General features: G+C 73.8%; 20 protein-coding genes and 1 pseudogene. 13 read left to right on the top strand and 8 right to left on the bottom strand.

Translation table 11 applies throughout. The annotated features are described in order from the left end of the window. Positions 1-7 precede the first annotated feature (7 nt). Entirely contained in the window at positions 8-832 is an 825-nt protein-coding gene (locus ABZ854_RS11995; protein WP_361208143.1) for a transferase, read from the bottom strand. Continuing rightward, entirely contained in the window at positions 829-2,094 is a 1,266-nt protein-coding gene (locus tag ABZ854_RS11990) for a glycosyltransferase family 4 protein (protein ID WP_361208141.1), read from the bottom strand. Before ABZ854_RS11990 ends, ABZ854_RS11995 begins: the two co-directional genes overlap by 4 nt. A gap of 105 nt (positions 2,095-2,199) precedes the next feature. Here ABZ854_RS11990 and ABZ854_RS11985 point away from each other — a divergent pair, with 105 nt between their 5' ends. Next, positions 2,200-2,919 (top strand): DUF6215 domain-containing protein, encoded by a 720-nt coding sequence (locus ABZ854_RS11985; protein ID WP_361208138.1) that lies wholly within the window; start codon positions 2,200-2,202, stop codon positions 2,917-2,919. 25 nt (positions 2,920-2,944) lie between these two features. On the opposite strand, the gene ABZ854_RS11980 is transcribed toward ABZ854_RS11985, so the two are convergent. Beyond that, the gene (locus ABZ854_RS11980) at positions 2,945-5,557 is read right to left on the bottom strand and encodes a SpoIIE family protein phosphatase (protein ID WP_361208313.1); all 2,613 of its coding nucleotides are present in this window, start codon (positions 5,555-5,557) and stop codon (positions 2,945-2,947) included. A 293-nt stretch (positions 5,558-5,850) separates the two neighbouring features. Here ABZ854_RS11980 and ABZ854_RS11975 point away from each other — a divergent pair, with 293 nt between their 5' ends. The 5 genes from ABZ854_RS11975 to ABZ854_RS11955 all read left to right on the top strand — a co-directional run bounded on the left by ABZ854_RS11975 (position 5,851) and on the right by ABZ854_RS11955 (position 9,809). Next, positions 5,851-6,342, top strand: coding sequence for a peptidylprolyl isomerase (locus tag ABZ854_RS11975; protein WP_361208135.1), 492 nt, complete (start codon positions 5,851-5,853; stop codon positions 6,340-6,342). Positions 6,343-6,502: 160 nt separating this feature from the next. Beyond that, the gene (locus ABZ854_RS11970; RefSeq protein ID WP_361208132.1) at positions 6,503-7,228 is read left to right on the top strand and encodes a TetR-like C-terminal domain-containing protein; all 726 of its coding nucleotides are present in this window, start codon (positions 6,503-6,505) and stop codon (positions 7,226-7,228) included. A 40-nt stretch (positions 7,229-7,268) separates the two neighbouring features. Continuing rightward, entirely contained in the window at positions 7,269-8,429 is a 1,161-nt protein-coding gene (locus ABZ854_RS11965; protein ID WP_361208129.1) for an MAB_1171c family putative transporter, read from the top strand. A gap of 346 nt (positions 8,430-8,775) precedes the next feature. Further along, the gene (locus tag ABZ854_RS11960; RefSeq protein ID WP_361208126.1) at positions 8,776-9,216 is read left to right on the top strand and encodes a helix-turn-helix transcriptional regulator; all 441 of its coding nucleotides are present in this window, start codon (positions 8,776-8,778) and stop codon (positions 9,214-9,216) included. Next, positions 9,213-9,809, top strand: coding sequence for a toxin (locus ABZ854_RS11955; protein ID WP_361208123.1), 597 nt, complete (start codon positions 9,213-9,215; stop codon positions 9,807-9,809). The genes ABZ854_RS11960 and ABZ854_RS11955 overlap by 4 nt, the downstream gene beginning before the upstream one ends. A gap of 10 nt (positions 9,810-9,819) precedes the next feature. On the opposite strand, the gene ABZ854_RS11950 is transcribed toward ABZ854_RS11955, so the two are convergent. The 4 genes from ABZ854_RS11950 to ABZ854_RS11935 form a co-directional block, all read right to left on the bottom strand. Next, entirely contained in the window at positions 9,820-13,626 is a 3,807-nt protein-coding gene (locus ABZ854_RS11950; RefSeq protein ID WP_361208120.1) for an aminotransferase class I/II-fold pyridoxal phosphate-dependent enzyme, read from the bottom strand. A 40-nt stretch (positions 13,627-13,666) separates the two neighbouring features. Continuing rightward, on the bottom strand, positions 13,667-14,608 hold the full coding sequence (locus ABZ854_RS11945; RefSeq protein ID WP_361208117.1) for an NAD-dependent epimerase/dehydratase family protein: 942 nt from the start codon (positions 14,606-14,608) through the stop codon (positions 13,667-13,669). Between the two features lie 89 nt (positions 14,609-14,697). Further along, on the bottom strand, positions 14,698-15,591 hold the full coding sequence (locus ABZ854_RS11940; RefSeq protein ID WP_361208114.1) for a YegS/Rv2252/BmrU family lipid kinase: 894 nt from the start codon (positions 15,589-15,591) through the stop codon (positions 14,698-14,700). A 128-nt stretch (positions 15,592-15,719) separates the two neighbouring features. Next, entirely contained in the window at positions 15,720-17,312 is a 1,593-nt protein-coding gene (locus ABZ854_RS11935) for an FAD-binding oxidoreductase (protein WP_361208111.1), read from the bottom strand. 82 nt (positions 17,313-17,394) lie between these two features. Here ABZ854_RS11935 and ABZ854_RS11930 point away from each other — a divergent pair, with 82 nt between their 5' ends. After that, positions 17,395-17,994: a TetR/AcrR family transcriptional regulator gene (locus ABZ854_RS11930; RefSeq protein WP_361208109.1), complete on the top strand. Its 600-nt coding sequence runs from the start codon at positions 17,395-17,397 to the stop codon at positions 17,992-17,994. After that, positions 17,991-19,568 carry a glycerol-3-phosphate dehydrogenase/oxidase gene (locus ABZ854_RS11925; protein WP_361208106.1) on the top strand — a complete coding sequence of 526 codons (1,578 nt, stop codon included), beginning with the start codon at positions 17,991-17,993 and terminating at the stop codon, positions 19,566-19,568. Before ABZ854_RS11930 ends, ABZ854_RS11925 begins: the two co-directional genes overlap by 4 nt. Before the next feature lie 18 nt (positions 19,569-19,586). On the opposite strand, the gene ABZ854_RS11920 is transcribed toward ABZ854_RS11925, so the two are convergent. After that, positions 19,587-20,246, bottom strand: coding sequence for a family 16 glycosylhydrolase (locus ABZ854_RS11920; protein WP_361208103.1), 660 nt, complete (start codon positions 20,244-20,246; stop codon positions 19,587-19,589). 184 nt (positions 20,247-20,430) lie between these two features. Here ABZ854_RS11920 and ABZ854_RS11915 point away from each other — a divergent pair, with 184 nt between their 5' ends. The 5 genes and pseudogenes from ABZ854_RS11915 (at position 20,431) to ABZ854_RS11895 (ending at position 24,022) form a co-directional block, all read left to right on the top strand. Next, entirely contained in the window at positions 20,431-20,715 is a 285-nt protein-coding gene (locus tag ABZ854_RS11915) for a hypothetical protein (RefSeq protein ID WP_129305084.1), read from the top strand. 175 nt (positions 20,716-20,890) lie between these two features. Next, a complete protein-coding gene (locus ABZ854_RS11910) occupies positions 20,891-21,679 on the top strand; it encodes a polysaccharide deacetylase family protein (protein ID WP_361208100.1) in 789 nt (262 codons plus the stop codon). A 321-nt stretch (positions 21,680-22,000) separates the two neighbouring features. Next, positions 22,001-22,756 (top strand): GNAT family N-acetyltransferase, encoded by a 756-nt coding sequence (locus tag ABZ854_RS11905; protein WP_361208097.1) that lies wholly within the window; start codon positions 22,001-22,003, stop codon positions 22,754-22,756. A 106-nt stretch (positions 22,757-22,862) separates the two neighbouring features. Further along, positions 22,863-22,955, top strand: a pseudogene (locus ABZ854_RS11900). A gap of 65 nt (positions 22,956-23,020) precedes the next feature. Further along, positions 23,021-24,022, top strand: coding sequence for a phosphotransferase (locus ABZ854_RS11895; protein ID WP_361208094.1), 1,002 nt, complete (start codon positions 23,021-23,023; stop codon positions 24,020-24,022). Positions 24,023-24,169: the final 147 nt, after the last annotated feature.

The following is a 24,169-nucleotide window of genomic DNA, read 5'->3' as shown; positions in this document are numbered from 1 at the left end:
CGCGGGCTCAGCCGGCCGCGCGTACCTGGAAGGAGAGGTCGTTGTCGACCGTGTAGTAGGCCCGCACCTCGGTGCCGTCGGTGCGGGCGGACGGGTAGACGAACGATCCCTTGCGTTGCTCGACGTCGTCCAGGAGCCGGGCGACCCGGACGGGGGGTGCGTCGGCGGCAGGGTGGACGAAGACGTCCCAGAAGCCGCCGCCGGCCGACGTGCCGGTGGCCAGCGCCCGGTGGTCGACGGTGAGGCGGAAGTCCCTGCCGTCGGCGCCCGCGTCGACCGGCGCGCTCTGCTCCCCGTCGCCACCGCTGCCCCGCGGGCGCAGCCGTACGACCGCTCCGTCGGCGAGGCGGGTGCCGTGCAGCCGGGCGTGGACGGTCGTGGACCGGTCACCGACCTCGATGCGGCCGGCTTCCGCGTGGGCCGTGCGCAGCCAGGTCCGCAGCGCGAGGTAGCCGTCCTTCGTCGGGTAGGGGATCCGCGCGGCCACGGGTGATGTGCGGTCCCTGAGGTGTCCGTCGACGAGGGCCCGCAGATCGCGCAGACCTGTGCGCAGGCGTTCTGGCTCGGCGTCCGGTGCGCGCAGCAGGTAGAGGTCCCAGCGGCCCTCGGCCAGCGGCGGGAGCCGGTCCAGGACGGCTTGTGTCTCGCCCTCCGTACCGGTTTCCAGGGCGAGGAGGCGCCGCTCCGTGTCGGGGCTGCCGGTGCCCGTTCGCCGTCGCAGCAGGAGCTGGGCGCGGGGGTCCGGCAGGGGTGCGGCGAGGGTGAAGGCGAGGTGGCCGTCGGGGCCGGCCAGGCAGTGTGCGCGCGGTTCCGTTCTGTCGTCCCCGGTCATCGGTGGTCCTTCCGCAGGGTGCGTCGGGCGCGGGCGGCGGCCGTCAGGGCGAGGTCGCGGGCGGCGAAGCCGTGGCCGAGCAGCGCGCGGGTCCGGCCGCGCGGCGGCCGCGGCCTGCGCCGGCCCGCCGCGCGGGCGGCGACCGCCTCGGTCAGCAGGTGTTCCGCCTGCTCCACCACGGTGTCCAGGGCGAAGCGGCCGGCGTTCTCGAGGGCCGCCCGTCCCATGGTCCGGCGCCGTTCGTCGTCGCGGACGAGGTCCAGGAGGGCCGCGGCGAACGCGTCCCGGTCCCCGGTCGGGACCAGCCGGCCGTCGGTGCCGTCGGCGATGATCTCCGCGGGTCCGTGGGGGCAGTCGGTGCTCACGACGGGCAGGCCGCAGCGCATCGCCTCGACGAGCGTCATCCCGAACGGCTCGAAGGAGGCGGCGGACGCGGCGATGGACGCCTTCACCCACTCCGCCTCCATGGGGGTGACGGCGCCCATGAGGAAGGCGTTGTTGCTCAGGCCGAGCCGCTCGATGAGGGCCCGCAGCGCGTCCCGCTGCGGGCCGGTGCCGTAGATGCGCAGGCTCCAGTCGGGGTGGGCGGCGGCCACGGGGGCGAACGCGTGGATGAGCAGGTCGTAGCGCTTGACCGGGACGAGCCGGCCGGCCGCGACGATGAATTTCGCGCGGCCGTCCGCGGGCGGCAGTACGGGGTCGGGGACGCTGTTCGGCAGTGCTTCGACGCGGACGCGCGGCAGGCTCATCATGCGCCGGTAGGCGCGGGCGTCCGCCTCCGTGACGGTGGTGAGGACGTCCAGTCGGCGGTAGGCCGGGCGCAGGGCGGTACGCAGACGCGGTGAATGGCGCTCCAGCGTGAGGTGTTCCTGTCCGATGCGGGCCACCCGGTCCGGTGCCTGGAGGGCGAGGTGCACGTTGAGGCCGGGGCGGGTGCCGACGACGGCGTCGGCGTCGGTCGTCTCCAGGTACGCGGCGATCCGCTGGTCGGTGAGCCGGCTGTACTCCCGGTAGCGGTATTCCGCGGCGGGGAACACCCTGGCCGGTTCCCGGTACAGGGCGTCGTCCTTCTCGTGGCGCTGGTCGACGAGGAAGCGCAGCGCGATCCGCGGGTCGGGGGTGAGTGCCGGCTGGTCCCGGCTGCGCAGCACGGAGACGATCTCCACGTCGTGCCGGTCGGCCAGGGCCCGGGCCAGGTTGAAGGTGGTGGTGATCGTTCCTCCGATTCCGCACACGTTGTGGATCAGGAATGAGATCTTCATGCCGGTCCAGACCCCGTCAACCCGCCCGTGGTTGCGTGCCGTTACCACTTCGTGGCCCGTTCGGCCGTCCGGCGCCTCGATCGGCGGGTTACGCTCCCCCGGCATATGCCGGGGGAGAACAGCGAGGTGGGGGGCATGGTCGAGGGCGTGACGCCCGCGGCGGAGAAGCAGCCGCGTCCGGGGGTTCAGGCCGTCGTGGCGGTGGTGGCCATGGCGGGGCTCGTGGGCGGGCTGTGGGGGCTCGCGAAGGTTCTGCCCGGCCAGTCCGAGCAGGGGCCGGCCGCGTGCTCGCACTCGGACGAGCATCTGCCGGCGCGGTACGTTTCCGGGGCGAAGCTGTGCGCGGCGCTGAACCGGCCGGACCTGCCGACGCTGCTGGGCACGCCCGCGGAGCAGGCGGAGACGGCGCAGGGCACCGGGAACTGGATCACCATGGCCGACGGGGAGAAGATCCCCGACCCGGAGGCGGAGGTCAGGCTGACGACGTACGCCGTGCAGCTGTCGGCGTCGTACGACGGCCTGCCGGTCGGGCGGACGGCGCGGCTGCTGAGCGCGGACGCACGGTCCACCACGGTGCTGGGGCATCCGGCGGCGCTCTATTCGAGCCGCACCGTGCAGTTCACCTTCCGCTTCGACGGCGGGAAGTCCCGTGCCGATCCCGGCGGCGTCGCCCGCTGCCTGCTGGTGGCCAGGGACGTCAAGGACGGCGGCGGGTCCTTCGAGATCGTCGTCTGGCGGCAGGACGACGTGGTGCCCGACGACGCGGCGCTGCTGCGGGTGGCGCGGAAGGTCCTGCCGACGGTTCCGGGCTGGTCCGGCGGCTGACAGGGCGCCGTCCGGGACGCCGCCGTCACCAGGCCAGTTCGTCGAACAGTGCCGTCGGGTCGGGTTCGGGGGCCTCGCCCAAGTCCTGTTCGGCCCAGATCACCTTGCCGCGGGCCGCGTAGCGGGTGCCCCAGCGGGCGGCGAACTGGGAGACCAGGAACAGGCCGCGGCCGCCCTCGTCGGTGGTGGCGGCGCGCCGCAGCCGGGGCGAGGTGTTGCTGCCGTCGGAGACCTCGCAGATCAGGGTGCGGCCCAGGAGCAGCCGGACGCGGACGGGCGGGGCGCCGTAGCGGATCGCGTTGGTGAGCAGTTCGCTCAGGATGAGTTCGGTGGTGAACGCCGGCTCCTCCAGTCCCCATTCCGCGAGCCGGCGGCTGACGTCGGTGCGGACCCGGGAGACGGCGGTGACGTCGGACGGCACCTCCCAGGTGGCGACCTTGGCCGGGTCGAGCAGCCGGGTCCGGGCCACCAGCAGGGCCACGTCGTCGCTGGGGCGCCCGGGGAGCATGCGCTCCACCAGGACGCGGCACGTCTCCTCCGGGCTGGGGTCCGCGTCGGCGGCGGCCCGGCGGAGCATCCTGAGCCCCTCGTCGATGTCCCGGCTGCGGTCCTCGACCAGCCCGTCGGTGAACAGGATGAGCCGGCTGCCCTCGGGCAGGGTCAGCTCCCCCGTCTCGAAGGGGTGGCCGCCCACGCCGAGCGGCGGTGACAGGGGCAGGTCGGGGAAGGTGACCCGGCCCTCGGGGCCGACCACGGCGGGGGCGATGTGTCCGGCGCGGGACAGGGTGCACAGGCCGCCGACCGGGTCGTAGATGGCGTACAGGCAGGTCGCCCCGGTGAGGGGCGCGCGATCGTCGGCGGTGTCGGCGGTGTGGGTGTCCAGACGGGCCACCATCTCGTCGAGGTGGCCGAGCAGTTCGTCCGGGGGCAGGTCGAGGGAGGAGAAGTTGAGAACGGCGGTGCGCAGCCGGCCCATGGTGACGGCGGCGTGCATGCCGTGTCCGACGATGTCGCCGACGACCAGGGCCACCCGGAAGCCGGGCAGCGGGATGACGTCGAACCAGTCGCCGCCCACACCGGACTGGGCGGGCAGATAGCGGGAGGCTATCTCCAGGGCGTCCTGGTCGGGCAGGTCGCGGGGCAGCAGACTGCGCTGCAGGGTGACGGCCATGGCGTGTTCGCGGGAGTAGCGGCGGGCGTTGTCGATGGCCACGGCCGCCCGGGCGACCAGCTCTTCGGCGACCGCGATGTCCTCCTCCTCGAACCGGGGGGTTCCGGCGCCGCGCCAGAAGTTGACCATGCCGAGGACCACGCCGCGCGCCCGCAGCGGCACCGTGATCAGCGAGTGGATGCCGTAGTCCAGCGCCTGCCGGGCGCCCTCGGGGTCCTGGGCGCGCCAGTCCTGCGCGGTGTGCAGGTCGGGCACCAGGACGGCCTTGCCGCGGTGCAGGGCGGCGACCATGGGGGTGTCGGCCACGACGAACTGGATCAGGTCGCCGACCGGCTGGAGCGGATGGCCGGCCTGTGACTCGCTCAGCGCGGTGCGCCGCATCAGATTGACGGCGCCGGTGGGTTCCTCGCCGCGCAGCACGGAGTCGAGGACTTCGACGGTGACGAAGTCCGCCATGCGCGGGACGGCGACCTCGGCGAGTTCCTCGGCGGTGCGCCGCACGTCGAGGGTGGTGCCGATGCGGACCCCGGCCTCGTACAGCAGGGTGAGGCGTCCCTGGGCGAGTTCGGCCTGGCCGGTGAGGGCGCGCAGTTCGGTGGTGTCGCGGAAGGTCGCGACGAGGCCCTGGGCGCCGCCGTAGGGAGCGGTGAGCCGGGTGTTGACGGCCAGCAGCCGGTCGCCGGCCGGGAGGACCTCGTCGGTTGCGGCCACGCCCGAGACCAGGAGCCGGGTCAGGGCGGGCCCGAGCCCGAGGTCGGTGACCTGCCGCTGATCGGCGTCCGCGGGCAGGTCGAGGAGGCGGCGGGCCTCGTCGTTGGCGAGGAGCAGGCGGCCGTCGCCGCCGAGGATCAGCACGCCCTCGCGGACGGCGTGCAGGACGGCGTCGTGGTGTTCGTACATCCGGGTCATCTCGGCCGGGCCGAGGCCGCGGGTCTGGCGCAGCAGGCGCCGGCTGACCAGGGCGGCGCCTCCGGTGGCGAGGACGAGCACGCCGGCCGCGGAGCCGAGCAGCACGGGCATCTGCTGGTTGAGCACGTGCCCGAGGGTGTCGAACTCGATGCCGGCGGTGACGATGCCGATGACGTTGCCGTGGGCGTCCATGACGGGCACCGCGGCGCGCACGGCGTCGGTGGGGGCGCCGTGGAAGGTTTCGGTATAGGTGTTCCCCTGCTCGGCGGGGCCGACGTCCTGGGCCTTGGTGCCGATCAGTTCGGGGCGGGGGTCGGTGAGCCGGACGCCGTCCTTGTCCAGCACGGTGATGAAGTCGACGCCGGAGCCCTTCCTGGCCGCCTCCGCGTCCGCCTGCAGCCGGGCGGTCGGGTCCGGCGAGCGCAGGGCGACGGCGGTGCCGGGCGCGTGGGCGAAGGCCTCGGCGGCGGCCAGCGAGCGGTTCCTGGCGTTGCGCTCACCGTCGTGGCGGCCCTGCACGACCAGCGCGGCGGCGGCCCCCGCGACGAGCAGCAGCATGAGCAGCGCCTGGAGCAGGAAGACCTGCGCGGCGAGCGTGCGCACGCTCAGGGAGGGCAGCAAGCGGTGTCCGGGGACGCGCCACGACCTCGGACGACGGGACGGACGGGGCGGGTGCCGTGCGGTGGGCGGCGGCTCCACCCTCGCCCGGAACCCACGGGAACGTCCGCTCATGTCTACTTTCTAGCATCGGGGCTCCCGGGTGGGCGACCGGTGGGGCGGGGCGACACAGTGCGTGAGGAGGGGGGACCCATGCGAACGGCGCGGTGGTGATCGACGGTAGGTTGACCGTCATGAGCGAGAACGTCTACTTCGACATCACCATCAACGACCAGCCGGCCGGCCGGATCGTCTTCAGCCTGTTCGACGACGTGGTCCCGAAGACCGCCCGCAACTTCCGTGAGCTGGCCACCGGCCAGAACGGCTTCGGCTACGCCGGTTCCTCCTTCCACCGCATCATCCCCCAGTTCATGCTGCAGGGCGGCGACTTCACCGCGGGCAACGGCACCGGCGGCAAGAGCATCTACGGCGAGAAGTTCGAGGACGAGAACTTCACCCTCAAGCACGACCGGCCCTACCTGCTGAGCATGGCGAACGCCGGCCCGGGCACCAACGGCTCGCAGTTCTTCGTCACCACGGTCGTCACCGGCTGGCTCGACGGCAAGCACGTCGTCTTCGGCGAGGTCGTCGAGGGCAAGGAGCTCGTCGACCAGATCGAGGCGCTCGGCAGCGGCAGCGGCTCACCCAAGGGCAAGGTCACGATCTCCGCGAGCGGCACGGTCTGAGCCGTCTCGCACCGGTGAACCGGACGGAGGGCGGCCCGCGCCGGGCCGCCCTCCGGGTCGCCTTCCGGGGGCCTTGCGGGTGGCCTGATCACCACGCATGATCGAGTCGAGCGGACGGCCGCCCTCCGTACGGGTGTGCGGCGGCGGGTACGGTTCGGCCATGGCAGTTTCTGAAACGGGTGCCGCCCAGGAGGACTTCGGGTCCCCGGCGGCCGTCAAGGCGGTCGCGCGGCGGCTGCTGACCGAGGCCGGCGCGGGCGGGTTGTCGCCGGAAGCCGTCGCCCGGGAGGGCTCCCTCCCCGCCGACGACGTGCGGGCCGTCTTCCCGCACCGCGACGACCTGCTGACCGCCCTCGTCATCGACGCCTACGACGCGTCGGGCGCCGCGATGGAGAAGGCCGACGAGACCGCCCGGGAGGCGGGTGCGTCGGCTGGTGCGCGGCTGCTCGCGGTGGCACGGGCCCTGCGGGCGTGGTCGTTCGCCAACCCCGGCGAGTTCACGTTGATCTACGGCTCCCCCGTCCCCGGCTACCACGCGCCCCCGGACACGGTGCCGCCCGCGTCACGCACCCCCGCGGTGCTGGCCGGCATCGTGCGCGCGGCGCTGGAGGGCGGCGAGCTCACCCCGCCCCGGCGTGCGGTCCCGGGTCCGCCGCTGCTGCTGCCGGAGGCGGTGCAGCTGTTCGGCGGGGTTCCCGAGGCTCCGTTCTCGGACATCATCGAGCGCGGCATCGTGCTGTGGAGCGGTCTGATCGGGCTCCTGGTGTTCCAGGTCTTCAGCCGTACGCACGACAGTGTCCGCGACGAGTCCGCGTTCTTCGACTACGCCATCGCCGTGGCGGCCGAGAGCATCGGGCTCGAGGTCCCGGGCGACTCCTCCCACTGATCCGTTCGCCGCGTGCGCGGCGCCTGCAGGGAATCGGGCCGTGAACACCACTAGAACCCTCTGCTTCGTCATAGCGGCGCTGTCGTCGTACGCCGCGCTGGTCTACCGGCTGGGCCAGGCGCGGCGCAGCCGGCGGGACAGCGCCTACCGCACGCTGGTCGTCACGCTGGTGCTGCAGTGCCTCACCTTCACGATGGGCGCCGTCGCCATGGGCGACGGGAGTTTCCTGGGCGTCGGGAACCTCGCCATCCTGGTGATGCACCTGTCGGCGGTGGCGTTCTGCGTCAGCGCGCAGATCATCCTGCTGCGCTGGGCGAGCGCCGGCGAGGAGGCCGCCCGCCGGACCCGTCACTGGCTGGTCACGGGGGTCGCGCTCACGGTCCTGCTGACCGTGCTGTTCTTCGTGGCGGACGGACCCGGCCGGCCGGCGTCGGACTTCGACACCGGCAGCGGCCGACCGCTGGTCCTCACCTACCTCCTGGTCTTCATCGTGTCCCAGGCGGTGCCGTGCGTGACCATCTTCCGGCAGTGCGGCCCCTATGCGCGGATGACCGACAAGGCGCAGCTGCGCCAGGCCCTGCGGCTGTTGTCGGTCGCCGCGGTGATCCTGTTCCTGTACTGCGCGGCGCGGACGGTCAACATCCTGACCGCGGCCGCGGGGCTGGACATCGGGGCGTGGACGGTGGCTCCGTCGGTGTTCAGCGCGGCGGGCATCGTCGCCCTGTCGCTGAGCCTGACCCGGCCGTCCTGGGGTGCTCCGGCGGTCAAGGTGCTGGACTGGGCGGACAGTTACCGCTCGTACCGGGTGCTGTATCCGCTGTGGCGGGATCTGTACGAGTCGTCGCCGGACATCGTCCTGGAGCCGCCGGCCGGGGCCGCGGTCTCCGATCTGAACTACCGGCTGCACCGGCGGGTCGTGGAGATCCGGGACGGCTGGCGGGATCTGCGCCCCTACATCGACCGCGCGGTGGCGGCCGCGGAGGAGCGGCCGGGGCCGGGTGCGAGCGCGGAGTCCCGGCAGGCGTTCGCCGAGGCGGCCCGGATCCGGCAGGCGCTGCACGCCAAACGCACCGGCACGATGCCGGACGACAACATGGACGCCGGTGACTTCGACGACCGGGATACGGACAACTTCACGGCGGAAGTGGCCTGGCTGACCCAAGTCGCGTCCGCCTACAGTAAACTCGGCAGCGCGGGTTGAGAGCTCCCGCCCGGTCTGCATCCCCCGTCAGACCGGGCGGGTTTCCCCCATTTCCACCCCCGGGTTCCCCCGTACTCCCCCGTGGGTACTCCCCCGTGGTTTCCCCGTTCGGTCGCTCCGGACGAGTGGCTCCCGTCCGGACTGGCTCGACCCATCCCCCGAGGGTCGGGCCAGTCCGCCGTCACCGGCATCCAACTCGGCCACCCCCGTGAGCCAAGTTAGCTGTCAGCTATCGGCGAGCACCAACGTTGGCTCAGTCCAGGCCGATTGTCAACTGACCGCTAATCTGGAAAGCTGACGGATAGCCGAGGGCTATGCCGAGGAGGTGACGGGAGGGAGAAACGCGATGTCCGAGACCGAGGACCGGCCTTTGCTGGCGGTGCGGCTGGACGACCTGTTCAGGACGGTGCGCCCCAAGGGCAGGCACTGGACCAACGCCGAGGTGGCGGAGGAGCTGAAGCGGGCCGACCCGGAACTCAAGGTCGGGGGTGTGTATCTCTCCCAGTTGCGGACGGGCAAGCGCTCCAATCCCTCGCCGGACCTGCTGGCCGCCCTGGCCCGCTTCTTCGGCGTGTCGGTCGCCTACTTCTTCGACGACCAGGTGGCCGAGTCGGTGCTCGGCGAACTAGCCGCCCTGGAGGCGCTGCGGCAGTCGGGGGTCCGGGCCGTGGCGATGCGGGCGGCCGGGATGAAGAAGGAGAACCTGCAGGCCATTACCGCCATCATGGACCAGTACCGGCAGATGCAGGGACTGCCGCCGGTCACCGACGCCTCGGAGGCCGAGTGAGGCGCGGCAGGAGGCAGCAGCCGGCCGACCAGGAACGGCACAGCCGGCTCAAGCGTCTGCGGAAGGCGGGCGCGCGCAAGCTCGCCGAGCTGGACCTGCCCAAGGTGACCGACGTGGCCGAGCTGTGCCGCTACCTCGGTGAGGTCCGCGGCCGCCCGATCACGCTGGTGCCCATGCAGATGCCCGCCTCGCACCCGTGCGGCATGTGGGTCGCCGCCCGCGACGAGGACCTGATCTTCTACGACGCCAACACCACCGGCGCGCATCAGGAGCACATCATCTTGCACGAGCTGGGTCACATCATCTGCTGCCATCGCGGGGCGGGCTGGCTGGACGAGGCGACCGCCCGTCTGCTGTTCCCCAACCTCGACCCCGACCTCGTGCGGGACATGCTCCTGCGCGCGACCTACGACGACGTCCAGGAGCAGGAGGCCGAGATCATCGCGTACCTGCTCTCCCAGCGGGTCGGCGGCGCCGAGCCGGGGCACACGGCGCCGTCCGCCGGGGAGCAGGGGGAGGGCGGGACGGGCAGGACCGGCGGGGACCCCGGCCAGGACGCCCTGCTCAGCCGGATAGAACGCACCCTGATCTGAGGTGCGCGGCTCACCCGCCGGCGGACCTCACCTCCTCGGCCACGACCGACACGGCGCGCCGGATGTCGTCCTCGCGGTGCTCGCCGGTGATGAAGAACCGCAGCCGGGCGAGGCCCTCCTCGACCGCCGGATGGAAGATCGGGTCGGCGACGACACCGCGGGCGAAAAGTCGGTCGGCGAGGTGCAGGGTGCGCGCAGAGTCACCGAGGAGGACCGGCACGATCGGTGTGTGGGCGCTGGTGCCCGTCGCCAGTCCGGCCTTCCGCGCGAGGTCCAGGAACAGCGCCGCGTTGCGGGCGAGTGCGCGGACCCGGTGGGGTTCGGCGACGATCAGCTCGGTGGCGGCGAGCGCCGCGGCCGCGTTGGGCGGGGTCAGACCCACGCTGTAGACGAAGCCGGGCAGGGTGTGACGCAGCCAGCGCACCATGCGGGCCGAGCCGCCGAGGTAGCCGCCGCAACTGGCGAACGCCTTGGACAGGGTGCCCATCCACACGTCCACGTCGGTGCGGTCGACGCCGAAGAACTCGCCGACGCCGCGGCCCTGTTCGCCCACCGTGCCGATGCTGTGCGCCTCGTCCACCATCAGCAGGGCGCCGTGGCGCTTCTTCAGCTCGATCACCGCGGGCAGGTCGACGAGGTCGCCGTCCATGCTGTACGCGCCCTCGACGACGATCAGGACGCGGCGGAAGCGGGACCGGTTGAGCCGCAGCAACTGCTCCAGCCGGTCCAGGTCGTTGTGGGCGAAGGGCCGCCGTGCCGCCCCGGACAGGGTGCAGCCCTGGAGGATGCTGTCGTGGGCGAGCGCGTCGTGGAGGACGAGGTCGCCCTTGCCGACGAGGTGCCCGATGGCGGTGACGTTGGTGGCGTGGCCGCTGACCAGGGCCAGGCAGTCGTCGACGCCGAGGAAGTCGGCGAGCGCCCGCTCCAGCCGTACGGTCAGCTCCCGTTCGCCGGACAGGACGCGGCTCGCGGAGACCGAGGTGCCGTAGCGGTCCACGGCCCGGTGGACGGCCTCGTTCACCGCCGGATGGCCGGACAGGCCGAGGTAGTTGTAGCTGCCGAACGACAGGAACGAGCGGCCGTCGATCACGGTCGTGTCGCGGATGTTGCCCTGGTGCACCCGGAAGTACGGGGTGCCGGCACCGCTGGCGGCGACGGCTGCCAGGCGTTCCTCGAACTGGCGGACCTCGGGGAAGTCGTCGATGCGCGCCGTCCCGGTGTCCGGTCTCTGCGGGGGCGTCGGGCCGGGCAGGGCGTCGAGAGGGGCGGTCGGGCCGGTGAGGTGGGGGGCGACGAGTGCGATCAGCCGTTCGAGGGTGAGGGCGGGCGTGAACAGCTCGTCGGTGCGGAACCCCGGTGCCCGCTTGGCGATGTTCACCTCCAGCTCTTGCAGCATCAGCGAGTCGAATCCGAGATCGTGCACCAGTGTCATCCGCTCGTTCAGGTCGGAGACGGGGAAGACACCGGCGCGGGACACCTCTTCCAGGACGACGGCCGCGGACGCCGTGGCCGTGCGAACGGGCGGGGCGGCCGGCGTGGTGCGGGCGCTCTCCGGGGACGCGGCCATGCCGGCGGCCACCGGGGTCGACCGGGAGTACGCGGGTTCCGGACGCGCGGACGCGACGGCGGCCACGGTGGTGGAGTCGTCCAACGGCACGCGTTGTGCGGGCACGTGCACCGGTTCCCGTTCCGCGGGGGTCTCGACCGTGTCGCGGGCCGAGGCGTCGACCACCCAGTGGTGGCGCGGGGAGAGCGGGCTGGGCGGCAGGGTGCACGGGGGTATTCGCTCGGTCCCGGGTCGGACGTCCAGGCCGGTGACCGCCTGTTCGGCGAGCCGGGTGAGAGCGGCCGCGCGGTCTCCTGCGGACAGCGCCCCCGGCGCCGGAACGGCCGATTCGCCGCCCGCCGCACCGGCCGGCACGGTGCCGGCCCACTGTCCCGGCCCGAGCGCTCCGGTACGACCCGCCGCCAGCGCCTCGGCCGCCTCGGTCAGCCGGGTGACCGCCTCCGCGGTGTCCCGCGCCACGACCGCGAGACGTTCGTTGAACGGGGTACGGCGGGCAAGGGTGTCCGCCACCCAGTCGGCCGGCAGCCGGTCCTCGGCAACGGTCCGGGCGATCTCCCGTGCGTACCGCACGAGCCCGTCCCGGTCACGCGCACTGAGGACGAGCAGGTGCGACACGCCGTCCGGGGCGGAGGGGACGGCACCCGGGCCGTCCAGCGCGGGGCGCTCGGAGCCGACGCGGTCCTGCACGTGTTGATCCGGGGCCGGGCGTTCCGGCGCATGGCGGTCCGGCGCATGGCGGTCCGGATTCAGGCCTTCCGACCCGTCGCCGTCCGGGGCTGCGCACGACCGTGCGAGGCCGTTCGATGCCGGGCCGGCCGGTGCCGGACGGACCAGGGGCGGGCGGTCCCGGGTACAGCCGTCCGAGGTGGGGTCGGTGGGCGCTGTGGGTTCCTCCACGACGACGTGGACGCCGGTGCCGCCGAAGCCGAAGGCGCTCACGCCGGCGCGGCGTGGCCGGGCGGGGCCGGGCCAGGTGACCGGGGTGACCGGGACGGTGAGGCGGGCGGCGTCGAGTCCGGTGCGGTCGGCGAGGTCGAAGGCGGGCTGGGGCGGGATGACGCCCCGGTGCACGGCCAGCACGGTCTTGACGAGTCCGGCGATACCGGAGGCGTTCAGCGAGTGTCCGACGACCGCCTTGACCGCGCCGAGGTAGGCGGACTCGGCCCGCTCGCCGCGCAGTTCGCGCAGGACGTCGACCTCCACGGGGTCGCCGACGGTGGTCCCGGTACCGTGCGCCTCCAGGTAGCCGACGGCGCCCGGGGGCAGGCCCGCGTCGCGGTAGGCGCGGCGCAGGGCCCGCAGCTGTCCGGAGGGCTGCGGGTGCAGGCCGCCCTGGACGGTCCCGTCGTTGGCGGTGCCCACCCCGCGGATCACGGCGTAGACCCGGTCCCCGGCGGCCAGCGCGTCGCTCAGGGGCCGCAGGACGAGGACTCCGCCGCCCTCCCCGAGGACGAAGCCGTCGGCCCCGGCACCGAAGGGCAGGCAGCGGCCGCTGCGCGAGATCGCGCCGATCCGGCACAGCCCCACCAGCAGGTCGGGGGTGAGGACGAGTTGGGCGCCGCCCGCGAGGGCGATACGGCAGCGGCCGGCGCGCAGCGCGAACACGGCGTTGGCGACGGCCATGAGGCCGCCCGAGCACGCGGAGTCCAGGGCGTAGCTCTCGCCGTGCAGGTCGAAGACCGAACTGATCGTGTTCGGACCCATGTTGAGCAGGAGTCCGGCCACGGAGCTGCCGTGCAGGGGATCGACCCCGCGGACCGTCTCCTGCAGACCGGGCCCGGCCGGACGGGCGCCGAACTCACCGCCGGCCAGCTGCCGCATTCGGACCCGCAGGGTGCTGATCTCGCGGTAGCCGCTCTCGGTGAGCGAGGTGATGACGGAGGTCTCCTCGCGGTCGAAGCCGTCGGCCTCCCACCCGGCGTCCTGGATCGCCTCGCGGGCGAGGTCGATCAGCAGCCGGTGCTGGGGGTCCATCGCCCGGGCCCGGCGCGGCGGGATGCCGTAGTGCGCGGCGTCGAAGTGCCCCACGTCCGGCAGGAGCGCCATGGTGTCCGTGTAGGCGGCGGACGCATCGCGGAAGTCGTCGCTGCGGAAGGCGGCGCCGCGCCACCGGGTGTCGGGCACGGTGGAGAACTGCGGTCGCGGGTCCGTCAGGAGCCGCCAGTACTGGTTGACGTTCGGGGCCCCCGGGAACCGGCAGGCCATGCCGACGATGGCGACGTCGTCGCGCCGCCGCTCAGTTGAACCCACTGTGGAATCTTTCGCTCTCTCAACTGTCAGGTCAGGTAGGTCACCCGGTGGCGCCGGACCGTTCGCGCCACCAGTCGACGGTCGCCTTGACCTGTTCGTCGAGGGGGGTGGCGCGGACGGTGAACTCGGCCTCGTACGCACATGAGTCGACCACGAACGGGCGGTCGAACTGGTAGCGGATCTCCTTGAGTTCGCGGATCAGCGGGGAGACGAGGGAGAGGGCGCCCAGCACGGCCGGGGGCAATGCGCGGACGGTGACCGGGGCGGTCCCGGCCTCGGTGGCCAGGCGGCCGGTCATCTCCCGGGTGGACAGGGCGGGTCCGGTCGGGACGTGCCAGGCGCGTCCCCAGGCCCGTTCCTCGCCGGCGATCTCGGTCAGGACCCGGGCGACGTCGGGGAGGTAGGTCCAGCTGTGCGGGGCGTCCGGGTCTCCGAGGACGGAGACCGGCTTGCCGCGCAGCAGCCGGGGCATGACGCGGGCGGCCAGGTGGCCGCCGTCGGTCACGCCGGGCCCGAAGAAGTCGGAGGCCCGCACCTCGACGGCCTTGATCCGGCCCTGCCGGTGCAGGTCCCGTGCCTGCTCCCAACCGGCGGCCCGCACCCGTCCCTTGGGGCCGGTCGCGGCGAGCGGCAGGTCCTCGGTGAGGGGGCCGTCGACCGGGCCGTAGCCGTAGAGGTTGCCCAGGAGGACCAGGACGGCACCGGTCTCCTCGGCGGCCGCGCAGACGGAGGAGACGAGGGGCGGCCACTGGGCCGCCCAGCGGTGGTAGGGAGGTGCCGCGCAGTGGTAGAGCGCGTCGGCGCCCCGCACGGCGTCGGTCAGGCGCCGGGGGTCGGCGGCGTCCAGGGCGATGTGCTCGATGCCCGGTTCGGGGCTCCGGCCCGTTCTGGTGATGACCCGTACCGTATGCCCCTGTTGGGTCAGCAGCCGCGCTGTGGCCGCTCCGGCGGGACCGTTTCCGATGACGACTTGAAGGCTCACGGGCGCACACTAGCGCGCGTGTGTGTCAGTCCTGTGTCAGCTCTGTCCTGGGCCGGAACGGGTGACCACGCGGCTGGTCAGCGGGCTGGTCACGGGGCGGGCCGGTACAGGACGGGCAGGTCGGCGGGGCGTACCCGGACCGTCACGGGCAAGGTGGCCTCGACCTCGCCGTCGGCGCCGTAGGGGACGGGCCGGGCGGCCTCGATGCGGATCTCGCGGCCGCGCAGGACCTGCACCTGGGGGCGGTGCACGTGGGCGCCGGTCTTCAGGTCGTTCATGAGGGCGAAGAACAGCAGGCGCGGGGCGTGCCGGATCAGCACCAGGTCGAGCAGTCCGTCGTCGACGCGGGCGTCGGGGGCGATGAGCCGGTCGAAGCCGTAGTAGGGGGAGTTGGCGGCCACGACGGTGTAGCCGCGGTGGGTGTGTTCCTCGCCGTCGACGGTGATGCGGTAGTCGGCGGGCCGCCAGGTGGTGACGGCGCGCAGGCCGCCCGCGTAGTAGGAGGCGGCGCCGCGCAGCAGCCTGCTGTGGTTGGCGTGCCGGTTGGCGAGCGCGTCGACGCCGGCGTAGACGCTGCCGAGGACGACGGTGCGCGGGTGGACGGCCGACTCGACCTCGATGGTGTCGACGGGCCGCGGTTCGGCGTGCAGCAGGACGTCGGCGAGGGCGGCGGGGTCGCGGGGCAGGCCCAGGGCGCGGGCGAAGTCGTTGCCGCGTCCGGCGGGGACGAGGCCGAGGACGGCGCCGGTGCCGCTGAGTGCACCGCCGATGCCGCCGGCCATGCCGTCGCCGCCGACCGCGAGGACCACCCGGCCGCGTTCCCCGGCCCGCCGGGCGAGGTCCCGGGCGTGGTCGAGGCTGTGGCTGTACTCCGTGTCCAGGCCGGCGCCCGCCTCCCGGAGCAGGCGGGCCACGTGGAGCAGCGTCGCCGCGCCGGTGGAGCCGCCGGCGGTGGGGTTGACGACGGCGGTGAACTGTCGCATGGATGTGCCTCCGGGCGGTCACGGTAGGGACAGGCTACGGCTGCGGGGCCGAGGGCCGGCGGTCGGCGGGACGGTGGAGCGGCGGGGCGGGGTGACGCGGGTCGTTCGGCCGGGACCGGTCGCCGGGGTCAGTCGGTGGGGAGCAGGACGCCGGGGTTGAGGAGTCCCTCGGGGTCGAGGCGGCGCTTGACGGCGCGCAGGGCCTCGATGCCGAGCGGTCCGGCCTCCTGGACGTACCAGTCGCGGTGGTCGGTACCCACGCCGTGGTGGTGGCTGATGGTGCCGCCGGCGGCCACGATGGCGTCGTTGGCGGCGTGCTTGGCGGGCGTCCAGTGGGCGACGGGGTCCTCGCCCTGGGCGCTGACGACGGTGAAGTACAGGGAGGCGCCGTTCTCGTACACGTGGGAGATGTGGCACATCACCAGCGGCGGGGTACCGGCCTCGGTGAGGGTGTCGGTGAGCGCGGTGCGGACGGCGGCGTAGAGGGCGGGGACGCGGGACCAGAACGCGGCGGTCTCCAGGGTCTCGGCGAAGGCGCCGGCGTCGAGGAGGGCGTCGCGCAGGTAGGGCGCGGAGTAGCGGCCGTGGGCCCAGCGGTCGCCCGGCTCGGTGCCGACGAGGGTGCCGCCGCAGGCGCGCAGGACGGCCGCGGCCTGCTCGCGGCGCTGTGCGGTGTCCTCGGGTGTGCCCTCGTAGCCGGTGACGGCCATGCAGCCGGCTTCGCTCTGCGCGAGGTTGCCGCCGATCGCGTCGGGCTGGGCGAGGCCGATGAGGGTCTCGGTCTCGTCGGACAGACGCAGCACGGTCGGCCGGGGCCCGTCCTGGGCGAGGCGGCGCAGGGCGGCGGCGCCCTCCTCGAAGGAGGCGAACCGCCAGCCCTCGTAGACGCGGACCTCGGGCAGCGGGCGGATCCGTACGGTGACGGAGGTGATGACGCCGAAGGCGCCCTCGGAGCCGAGGACCAGCTGGCGCAGGTCGGGTCCGGCGGCGGAGCGGGGGGCGCGGCCGGTGTCGAGGGTGCCCTCGGGGGTGGCGAGGGTGAGGCCGAGGACCATCTCGTCGAAGCGGCCGTAGCCGGCGGAGGCCTGTCCGCTGGAGCGGGCGGCGGCGAAGCCCCCGATGGTGGCCCATTCGTAGGACTGCGGGAAGTGGCCGAGGGTGAAGCCCTGTTCGGCGAGGAGGGCCTCGGCCTCGGGGGCGCGCAGGCCGGGCTGGAGGACGGCGGTGCGGGAGACCGGGTCCAGGTCGAGGAGGGCGTTCATGCGGCGCAGGTCGAGGGCGACGAAGGCGCTGCGCTCGGGGGCGAGTCCGCCGACGACGGAGGTGCCGCCGCCGAAGGGGACGACGGCGAGGCTGTGCTCCGCGCAGGCCCGCAGGACGGCGAGGACCTCGTCGTGGGAGGCGGGCAGGACGACGGCCTGGGGGACGTCGGCGAGGTCGCCTGTGCGGATGCGGAGCAGGTCGGGCGTGGACTTGCCGCGGGTGTGCCGGATCCGGCTCACCGCGTCCGTGCGGACGTGCTCGTCGCCGCCGGCGGCCCGGGCGAGCGCCGCCAGGGCGGCGGGTTCGGCCGTGGGGGCGGGCAGGCGGATGTCCTCCAGGGCGAGCGTGGGGGTGGTGCGCGGCTTGACGCCGAGCAGGTCGCGCAGCAGTCCGGTCACCGTGTCGGGCAGCGGGGCCGCCTTGGCCGGGTCTCCCCAGCCGTTCCACAGCATGTCCATTGAACGGTCGTCCTCACAAGGTCGGTGTCTCGGTTCGCGGCGGCGTGGTCCGCGCGGCCCCCGGGGCGTTACACTGTGACACATGACGCCTATTCGTCACAACGGCTCGGACAAGGACCACGTGCTCGACGCGGTGCGCGACTGCGTACTCGCCGTCGGGGTGCGCCGCACCACGCTCGCCGACGTGGCCCGCCGCGCGGGCGTCTCCCGGATGACGCTGTACCGGCGCTGGCCGGACCTCAGGACCCTGGTGGGCGACCTGATGACCCGGGAGTGGATCGACGTGGCCACCCGCGCGATCCCCGAGCCGGTCCCCGGCACCGAGACGCGCGGGCGCATCGTGACCGGGCTGGTGGCCGGGGTGGAGGCGTTCCGCGCGCACCCCCTCTTCCGCAAGATCGTCGACGTCGATCCCGAACTGCTGCTCCCCTACGTCCTCGACCGGCGCGGCGCGAGTCAGGAGGCGCTGCTCGCCCTGCTCGCCGACGGGCTCCGCGAGGGCCACGCGGACGGTTCGGTGCGCGTCACCCACCCCGAACGGCAGGCGCGCGCCGTGCTGCTGCTCGTGCAGTCGTTCACGCTGTCGCTGCGCACGATGACGGACGAGGACGACCCCGACCTCGACGCGCCCGCCTTCCTCGGCGAACTGCGCATCCTTCTGGAGAGGACCCTGACGCCATGAGCAACTCCACGGCCCTGCCCGGCTCGTCCCTCGACGCGGGCCGCCGGGTGCGGGAACTCGCCGAGGCGACGGACGGCCGTACGGTCGACGTCCTGGTCGTCGGGCTCGGCGCCACGGGGGCCGGAGCCGCCCTGGACGCGGCGGCCCGCGGCCTCGACGTCGTCGCGGCCGACGCCCACGACCTGGCCTTCGGCACCTCCCGCTGGAGCTCCAAGCTGATCCACGGCGGGCTGCGCTATCTGGCGTCCGCGCAGTTCGACGTGGCGCACGAGAGCGCGGTGGAACGCGGGGTGCTGATGACCCGTACCGCCCCGCACCTGGTGGGCGCCCAGCCGTTCGTACTGCCCCTGACCTCCCTGGTGTCCCGGGCGCAGGCATCCCTGGCCTGGGCCGGGTTCCGGGCCGGCGACATGCTGCGGCTGGCCGCCCGCACCCCGCGGCAGGTCCTGCCGGCGCCGCGCCGGCTGTCGGCGACCGAAGCGCGGCACCTCGCTCCCGCGGTGCGCGCGGACGGGCTGCGCGGCGGACTGCTGTCCTGGGACGGCCGGGTGACCGACGACGCCCGGCTGGTCACGGCACTGGCCCGGACCGCGGCGGCGCGCGGAGCCCGGGTGCTGACCCGGCTCCGGGTGGTCCGGATGACCGGCTCGGGCGCCGTGGTCCGTGACGAACTGACCGGCGAGGAGGGCGAGATCAGGGCCCGCGCGGTGATCAACGCGACCGGGGTATGGGCCGGGGAACTCGTCGAGGGCATCCGCATCCGCCCGTCGCGCGGCACCCACCTGGTGCTGCGCTCGGAGCGGCTCGGCGCCCTGCCGGCCGGTCTGCACGTGCCCGTCCCCGGCGAGACCAACCGGTTCGTGCTGGTCCTGCCGCAGGGCGACGGCCGGGTCTACGTCGGCCTCACCGACGAGCCGGTGGAAGGCCCCGTACCCGACGTGCCCGAGGTCCCGGAGTCCGACATCGGCTTCCTGCTGGACGTCCTCGGCTCCGTCCTGGACGTCCCGGTGCGCCGGGACGAGGTGGTCGGCGCGTTCGCCGGGCTGCGCCCGCTGCTGGACACCTCCGGTGACGGCGCGCACGACGGGACGCAGGCGCGGACGGCGGACATCTCCCGCCGGCACGCGGTGCTGACCTCGGACGACGGGGTGACGACGATCGTCGGCGGCAAGCTGACCACCTACCGGCGGATGGCCCAGGACGCCGTGGACGCGGCAGTCGCGGCCCGCGGTCTGTCCGCCGGCCCCTCCCCCACGGCCGCGCTCCCGCTGGTCGGTGCCGCCGCGCCCGAGCGGCTGCGCGGCCTGCCCGCCCCGCGCCGGCTGGTCCGGCGCTACGGCACCGAGGCGGTGGCCGTCCACGCCCTGGCGGCCGGCGATCCGGCTCTCGCCGAGACGGTGCTGCCCGGACACCCGGTCACCCGCGCGGAAATCCTCTGGGCGGCCCGGCACGAGGGCGCCCTGGACGAGTCCGACCTGCTGGACCGCCGCACCCGCATCGGCGTGGTGCCCGAGGACCGGACGCGGGCGCTGAAGACGGCCAGGGAGTCGCTGGCACAGGCGGCGACCGTCTGACCGCGGCCGGCCGGGGTGTCAGTGCGTTCCGGCCTCCGGCGGGCTGACGGTGAGTCGGCTCACCTCGTACGACATCTCGGTCGTCCCGGGCTCGGGCGGCGGATGGTAACGGCCCGCGCTCACGGACAGGTTGACGATGAGGTAGGCGTGCCAGGCGTGGCCCACGCCCCGCCGGTCGGCGAAGACCTGCTCGCCGTTCACCCACCAGACGACGGAGTGGACGCCGAACTCGGTGCGCAGGTCCACCCAGGCGCCGGGGTGGACGGCGTCGTCGCGGAACGAATGTCCCGCGCCGCGGACGTGGTTGGTGAACTCCAGCAAATCGGGGTTGTCCGGGTGGTACTCGAAGACGTCGATCTCCTGGTCGCCGTCGCGCCACGTCCAGATGGCCGGCCAGGCCCCGGTCTCCTCGGGCAGCCGTACACGTGCCTGGAGCACGTCCCCGGACCGCACCATGAAGGCGTCCTCGCTGCCCTCCGTGGTCAGCAGCCCCGTGTTCCACTTGCCGTCCGGGCGCTTCCTCGCCCGGAAGACGCCCGAGCGGCTGTACTCGGGGTCGGCCACCAGGTGGTCCAGTTTGTCGTCGCCGGGATTCTCCGGGCCGCCGTCCGGGTACGCCCAGGACCGCCCGGCGACCCAACTCCGGGTCGAGCTGAAATCCGCTGTGAACACCCGCATGACCGAAGGTTCACCGCCCTCGGCGCCCCCATGCGGACACGCCGGGACAGCACACCGGTAACCACTCGTCCGGGTGACATGTCCGGGGCCTCGGGGGCGGGGACGCGTCCAACCCGGGTACGCCCCGCGGCGGCACCCGCGCGGGGCGGCCTCTGCGGGACGGGATGATGGGAACCTGCGCCCCATGAACAACCTCCCTCCCAGCATCGACCAGTACGTCGACCAGGTCACCGCGGGTCCCGGCGGTGTGCTGACCTACGAGGCCGGCGTCCTCACCGGCACGCTCACCGTCGCCACGATCCTCCAGGCGCAGGGCCGTACCGTGCGCGTCGTCCTCCAGCAGTCCGGCGGCGAGACCTGGTACACCCTCGCCGGCAGCCCTGCCCCCATCCCGGCGGGGGGCCTCGCCGCCTACCACCGCGACCTGCTGGGCCGTATCCGCCGAGGAGGCGGCACCCGCGCCACTTAGAGCGTGTTGTGCCGGCGGAGGCGGAACTCGGCCACCCGGGTGGCGGGTTGACGCCACCATGTCCGCAATCGCTCGTTTAATTGTCCGTGATTCGTAACAGAGGGATCCGGCAGGGGTTCTGCCTCGTCCTGGCAGGTGCACGGATTTCATCGGGACGGCAAGGGGCGGGGCGGACATGGCGCGTCATGGCGGGCGGGGCTGGTACGGCCGGGTGGTTGCGGCGGCGGTCGGAGTGACGGCGGTGGCCGCCGCCACCTCGGTGTGGACCGCGCAGGCCGGCCAGAGCACCGGCGGCCACCGCCCGCCGGCCGGGGCGCACGCGAACGCCCCGGGCCGGCACCACGCGGCCGAGCCCGCGACCGTCTCCCCCGTCATTGCGCACTCCTCGGACGGCGGGGCGCACGCGGTCAACATCACCATCGACGACGGCCCGGACCCCGTCTGGACGCCGCAAGTGCTGCAAGTGCTGCGGGAGAACGGAGTGAAGGCGACGTTCTGCATGATCGGCCCGCAGGCGCAGGCGCACCCCGACATGGTGAAGAAGGTCGTCGCGGCCGGGCACCGGCTGTGCGACCACACGGTCTCCCACGACGTGACCATGGACCACAAGTCCCAGGCGTACCAGTCCAAGGAGATCCTCGACGCCGAACGCATGATCACGACGGCCTCCGGCGGAGTGCGCCCGCAGTACTACCGCGCTCCCGGCGGCGCCTTCACGCCGTACAGCCGGCACCTGGCCGCCTCGCACGGCATGCGGCCGCTGGGCTGGAACATCGACTCCAAGGATTTCGAACGGCCCGGCACGGCGGCCATCGTGGCCACCGTGAAGAGCGAGATCGCCAACGGCCCGACCCTGCTCTTCCACGACGCGGGCGGCGACCGGTCCGAGACGGTGGCCGCGCTGCGCCAGGTGCTCCCCTGGCTGAAGCAGCAGGGGTATTCGTTCGGCTTCCCGGTCCGCTGACGCCGACTCATGTACGGTCGGGCGGCGGATGCTCTCAGCGGCGGTGGCCGTACGGTCCGCCGCTCCGTTGATCTTTTGTCTCCGTGCGTTGATCTTTTGTCTCCGTGCATGGAAGAGTGCGGCACGCCCCCTCACTGTCCCCACTCCGGCGAAGGACTGAAGCCAATGTCCCCGGCGTCCCGCAGCGGCCGCCGTCGGCGCTGAACCGCCTGCCCTCCGGCAGCGGCCCGGCGCCCGCAGCCAATCCCACGGCGGCCCCACGACAGCGGTGCCCGGCGCACCGCCTCCGGCTCCCCTGCCATCCAACGTGAGGTCATCATCGTGGACACCGATGTCCAGAGCTTTGCCGTCGCCCACCTGCGCCGTCGTCCCGAGGCGCTCGAACTGGGCGGCTTCGTCGCGGGTTTCGACCCGACGTCGACCAGCCCGTACCTCAACTACGCGACCCCGCTGCCCGGCGCGCGTCCCAGCGGCCGGGACGTCGCCGCGCTCGTCGAGGCGTTCCGCGACCGGGGACTGCGGCCCCGGCTGGAGTTCGCGCCGGACGCCGCGCCTAAGGTGGAACCGGCCCTGCGGCGGGCCGGGTTCGTCACCGAGGCCGTGCACGAGTACCTGGTGTGCACGCCCTCCACGCTCACGCCGCCGCCGGCCGCGGGATTCCGGGTGGAGACGCCGGCCGACGACGAGGAGTACCGGGCGATCGACGCCGCGCTGGCCGAGGCGTTCGCGGGAGACGTCGTCGCGTCGCCGGAAGGCGCCGCGCGGTTGCGGCGCGTCCAGGACGCAGGCGGCGCCGTCCGCTTCGTCAGGTCGCCGGACGGCGGGTGCGCCGGGGCGGCGATGTGCTCGGCTCCGGCCGGGAGCACGGCGGAGCTGGCCGGGGTGGGCACCCGACCCGGCCATCGCGGCCGTGGTGTCGCCGCGGCGGTGACCGCGGAGCTGGCCGGCGCCATGTTCGCCCGGGGCACGCGCTCGGTGTGGCTGGAGTACTCGGGCGAGGGGTCCCGACGGGTCTACGAGCGCGTCGGCTTCCGGCCGCGCGGGACCCGTCTGTATCTGGTGCTCGGCAAATCGTGACGAGGTGACCGGCCCGGGCCCCGCGCGCGGGACGTGTCAGCGTCGTGTCAGCGAGGGCTGGCACTGTTGTCCATGTGAACGGCACGGGGAACCGGGCCGGGAACGAGGAGAGGTGCCCGGAGCGGCTGATCGGGGACCGGAGCACAGCTCATGGTCGGGTCTTTCGAGGCCCACGCAGGTTCGAATCCTGCCCTCTCCGCCCAAATACGGCAGGGCCGTGGAAAACCGCTGGTCGCCGCATGCTTCTGGTGCTGGGATGGCGCCATGCGACACGAGGCGTCGACGACCGTCGACCGGGGCCGGTACGAGGATGCCGTGACCCCCTGGGAAGAGGAGTCCTGGCGGACCGCGGCGTTCGGCTGGGCGGAGGATGAACTGGCCGCGGGCGGACTGCGGGTGGACGGCACCTGGCAGGTGCGGGTGCGTCCCTGGTCCGTGCTGGTGCGGATCCCGGTCGCCGTGGGCGGACCCCTCTGGTTCAAGGCCAATCCGCCCGCCAGCGCCTTCGAGGGCCCGCTGACCGCGGCCCTGGCCCGCCTGGTCCCCCGGCACGTGCTCCGGCCGCTGGCCGTCGACGCCGAGCGCGGCTGGTCCCTGCTGCCCGACGGTGGGGCCCTCTTCCGGGACGTGCTCGTGCGGGACGAGGCCGGTCCGGGCGCGTGGGAGGACCTCCTGCGGCAGTACGCGAGCATGCAGGTGGCCCTCGTCCCGCACGCCCGGGACCTCGAACTGCTCGGCGTGCCCAGCGCCCGGACGGCCGCCCTCCCCGCCCTCTTCGACACGCTCCTCGCCGAGAACACCGCGCTCTCCCCCGAGCAGCGCACCCGGCTCGGCGCGCTGCGGCCCCGGCTGGTGGAGTGGTGCGAGGAACTCGCGAGCCTGGGCGTCCCCGACACCCTGGACCACGCGGACCTGCACGACGGGCAGCTGTTCCATCCCGAGCCTGGCCGGTTCACCTTCTTCGACTGGGGCGACGCGGCCGTCTCCCACCCGTTCTGCAGCCTGCTCGTCCCGGCCCAGTGGGCCGCCGAGCGTCACGGCGCCGCGGTCGTGCCCCGGCTGCGGGACGCCTACCTGGAGCCGTGGACGGGCCACGGCCGCACGGCGGCGGAGCTGCGCAGCGCCGTCCGCCCGGCCTGGCGCCTGGGCGCCCTCGGCCGTGCGCGCGCCTGGGGGCGGCTGTTCCCGACGGCGACGGACACCGCCGCGGTCGCCGGGCACGCGGCCGAGTCGCTGCTGCAGTTGTTCGCCGAGCCGCCGCTGTAGCGGTTGCGCCGCACGGACCGGTCTCGGGACGCTGGACCGGGGACCGAGCCGGGCGCATCCGGGAGGCGACGTGAGGCCAGCGCAGGACACCGGGGCGGCGGGCGGCCCCGAGCGGGGCTTGGGCGGCCCCGGGCCGGGTCCGGGCGG

The sequence above is a fragment of the Streptomyces sp. NPDC047028 genome, assembly GCF_040644095.1.
In the GTDB taxonomy this organism is placed as follows: Bacteria; Actinomycetota; Actinomycetes; order Streptomycetales; family Streptomycetaceae; genus Streptomyces.
The sequence above is the reverse complement of the archived record's forward strand: the minus strand, read 5'-3'. Positions and strand labels throughout refer to the sequence as shown.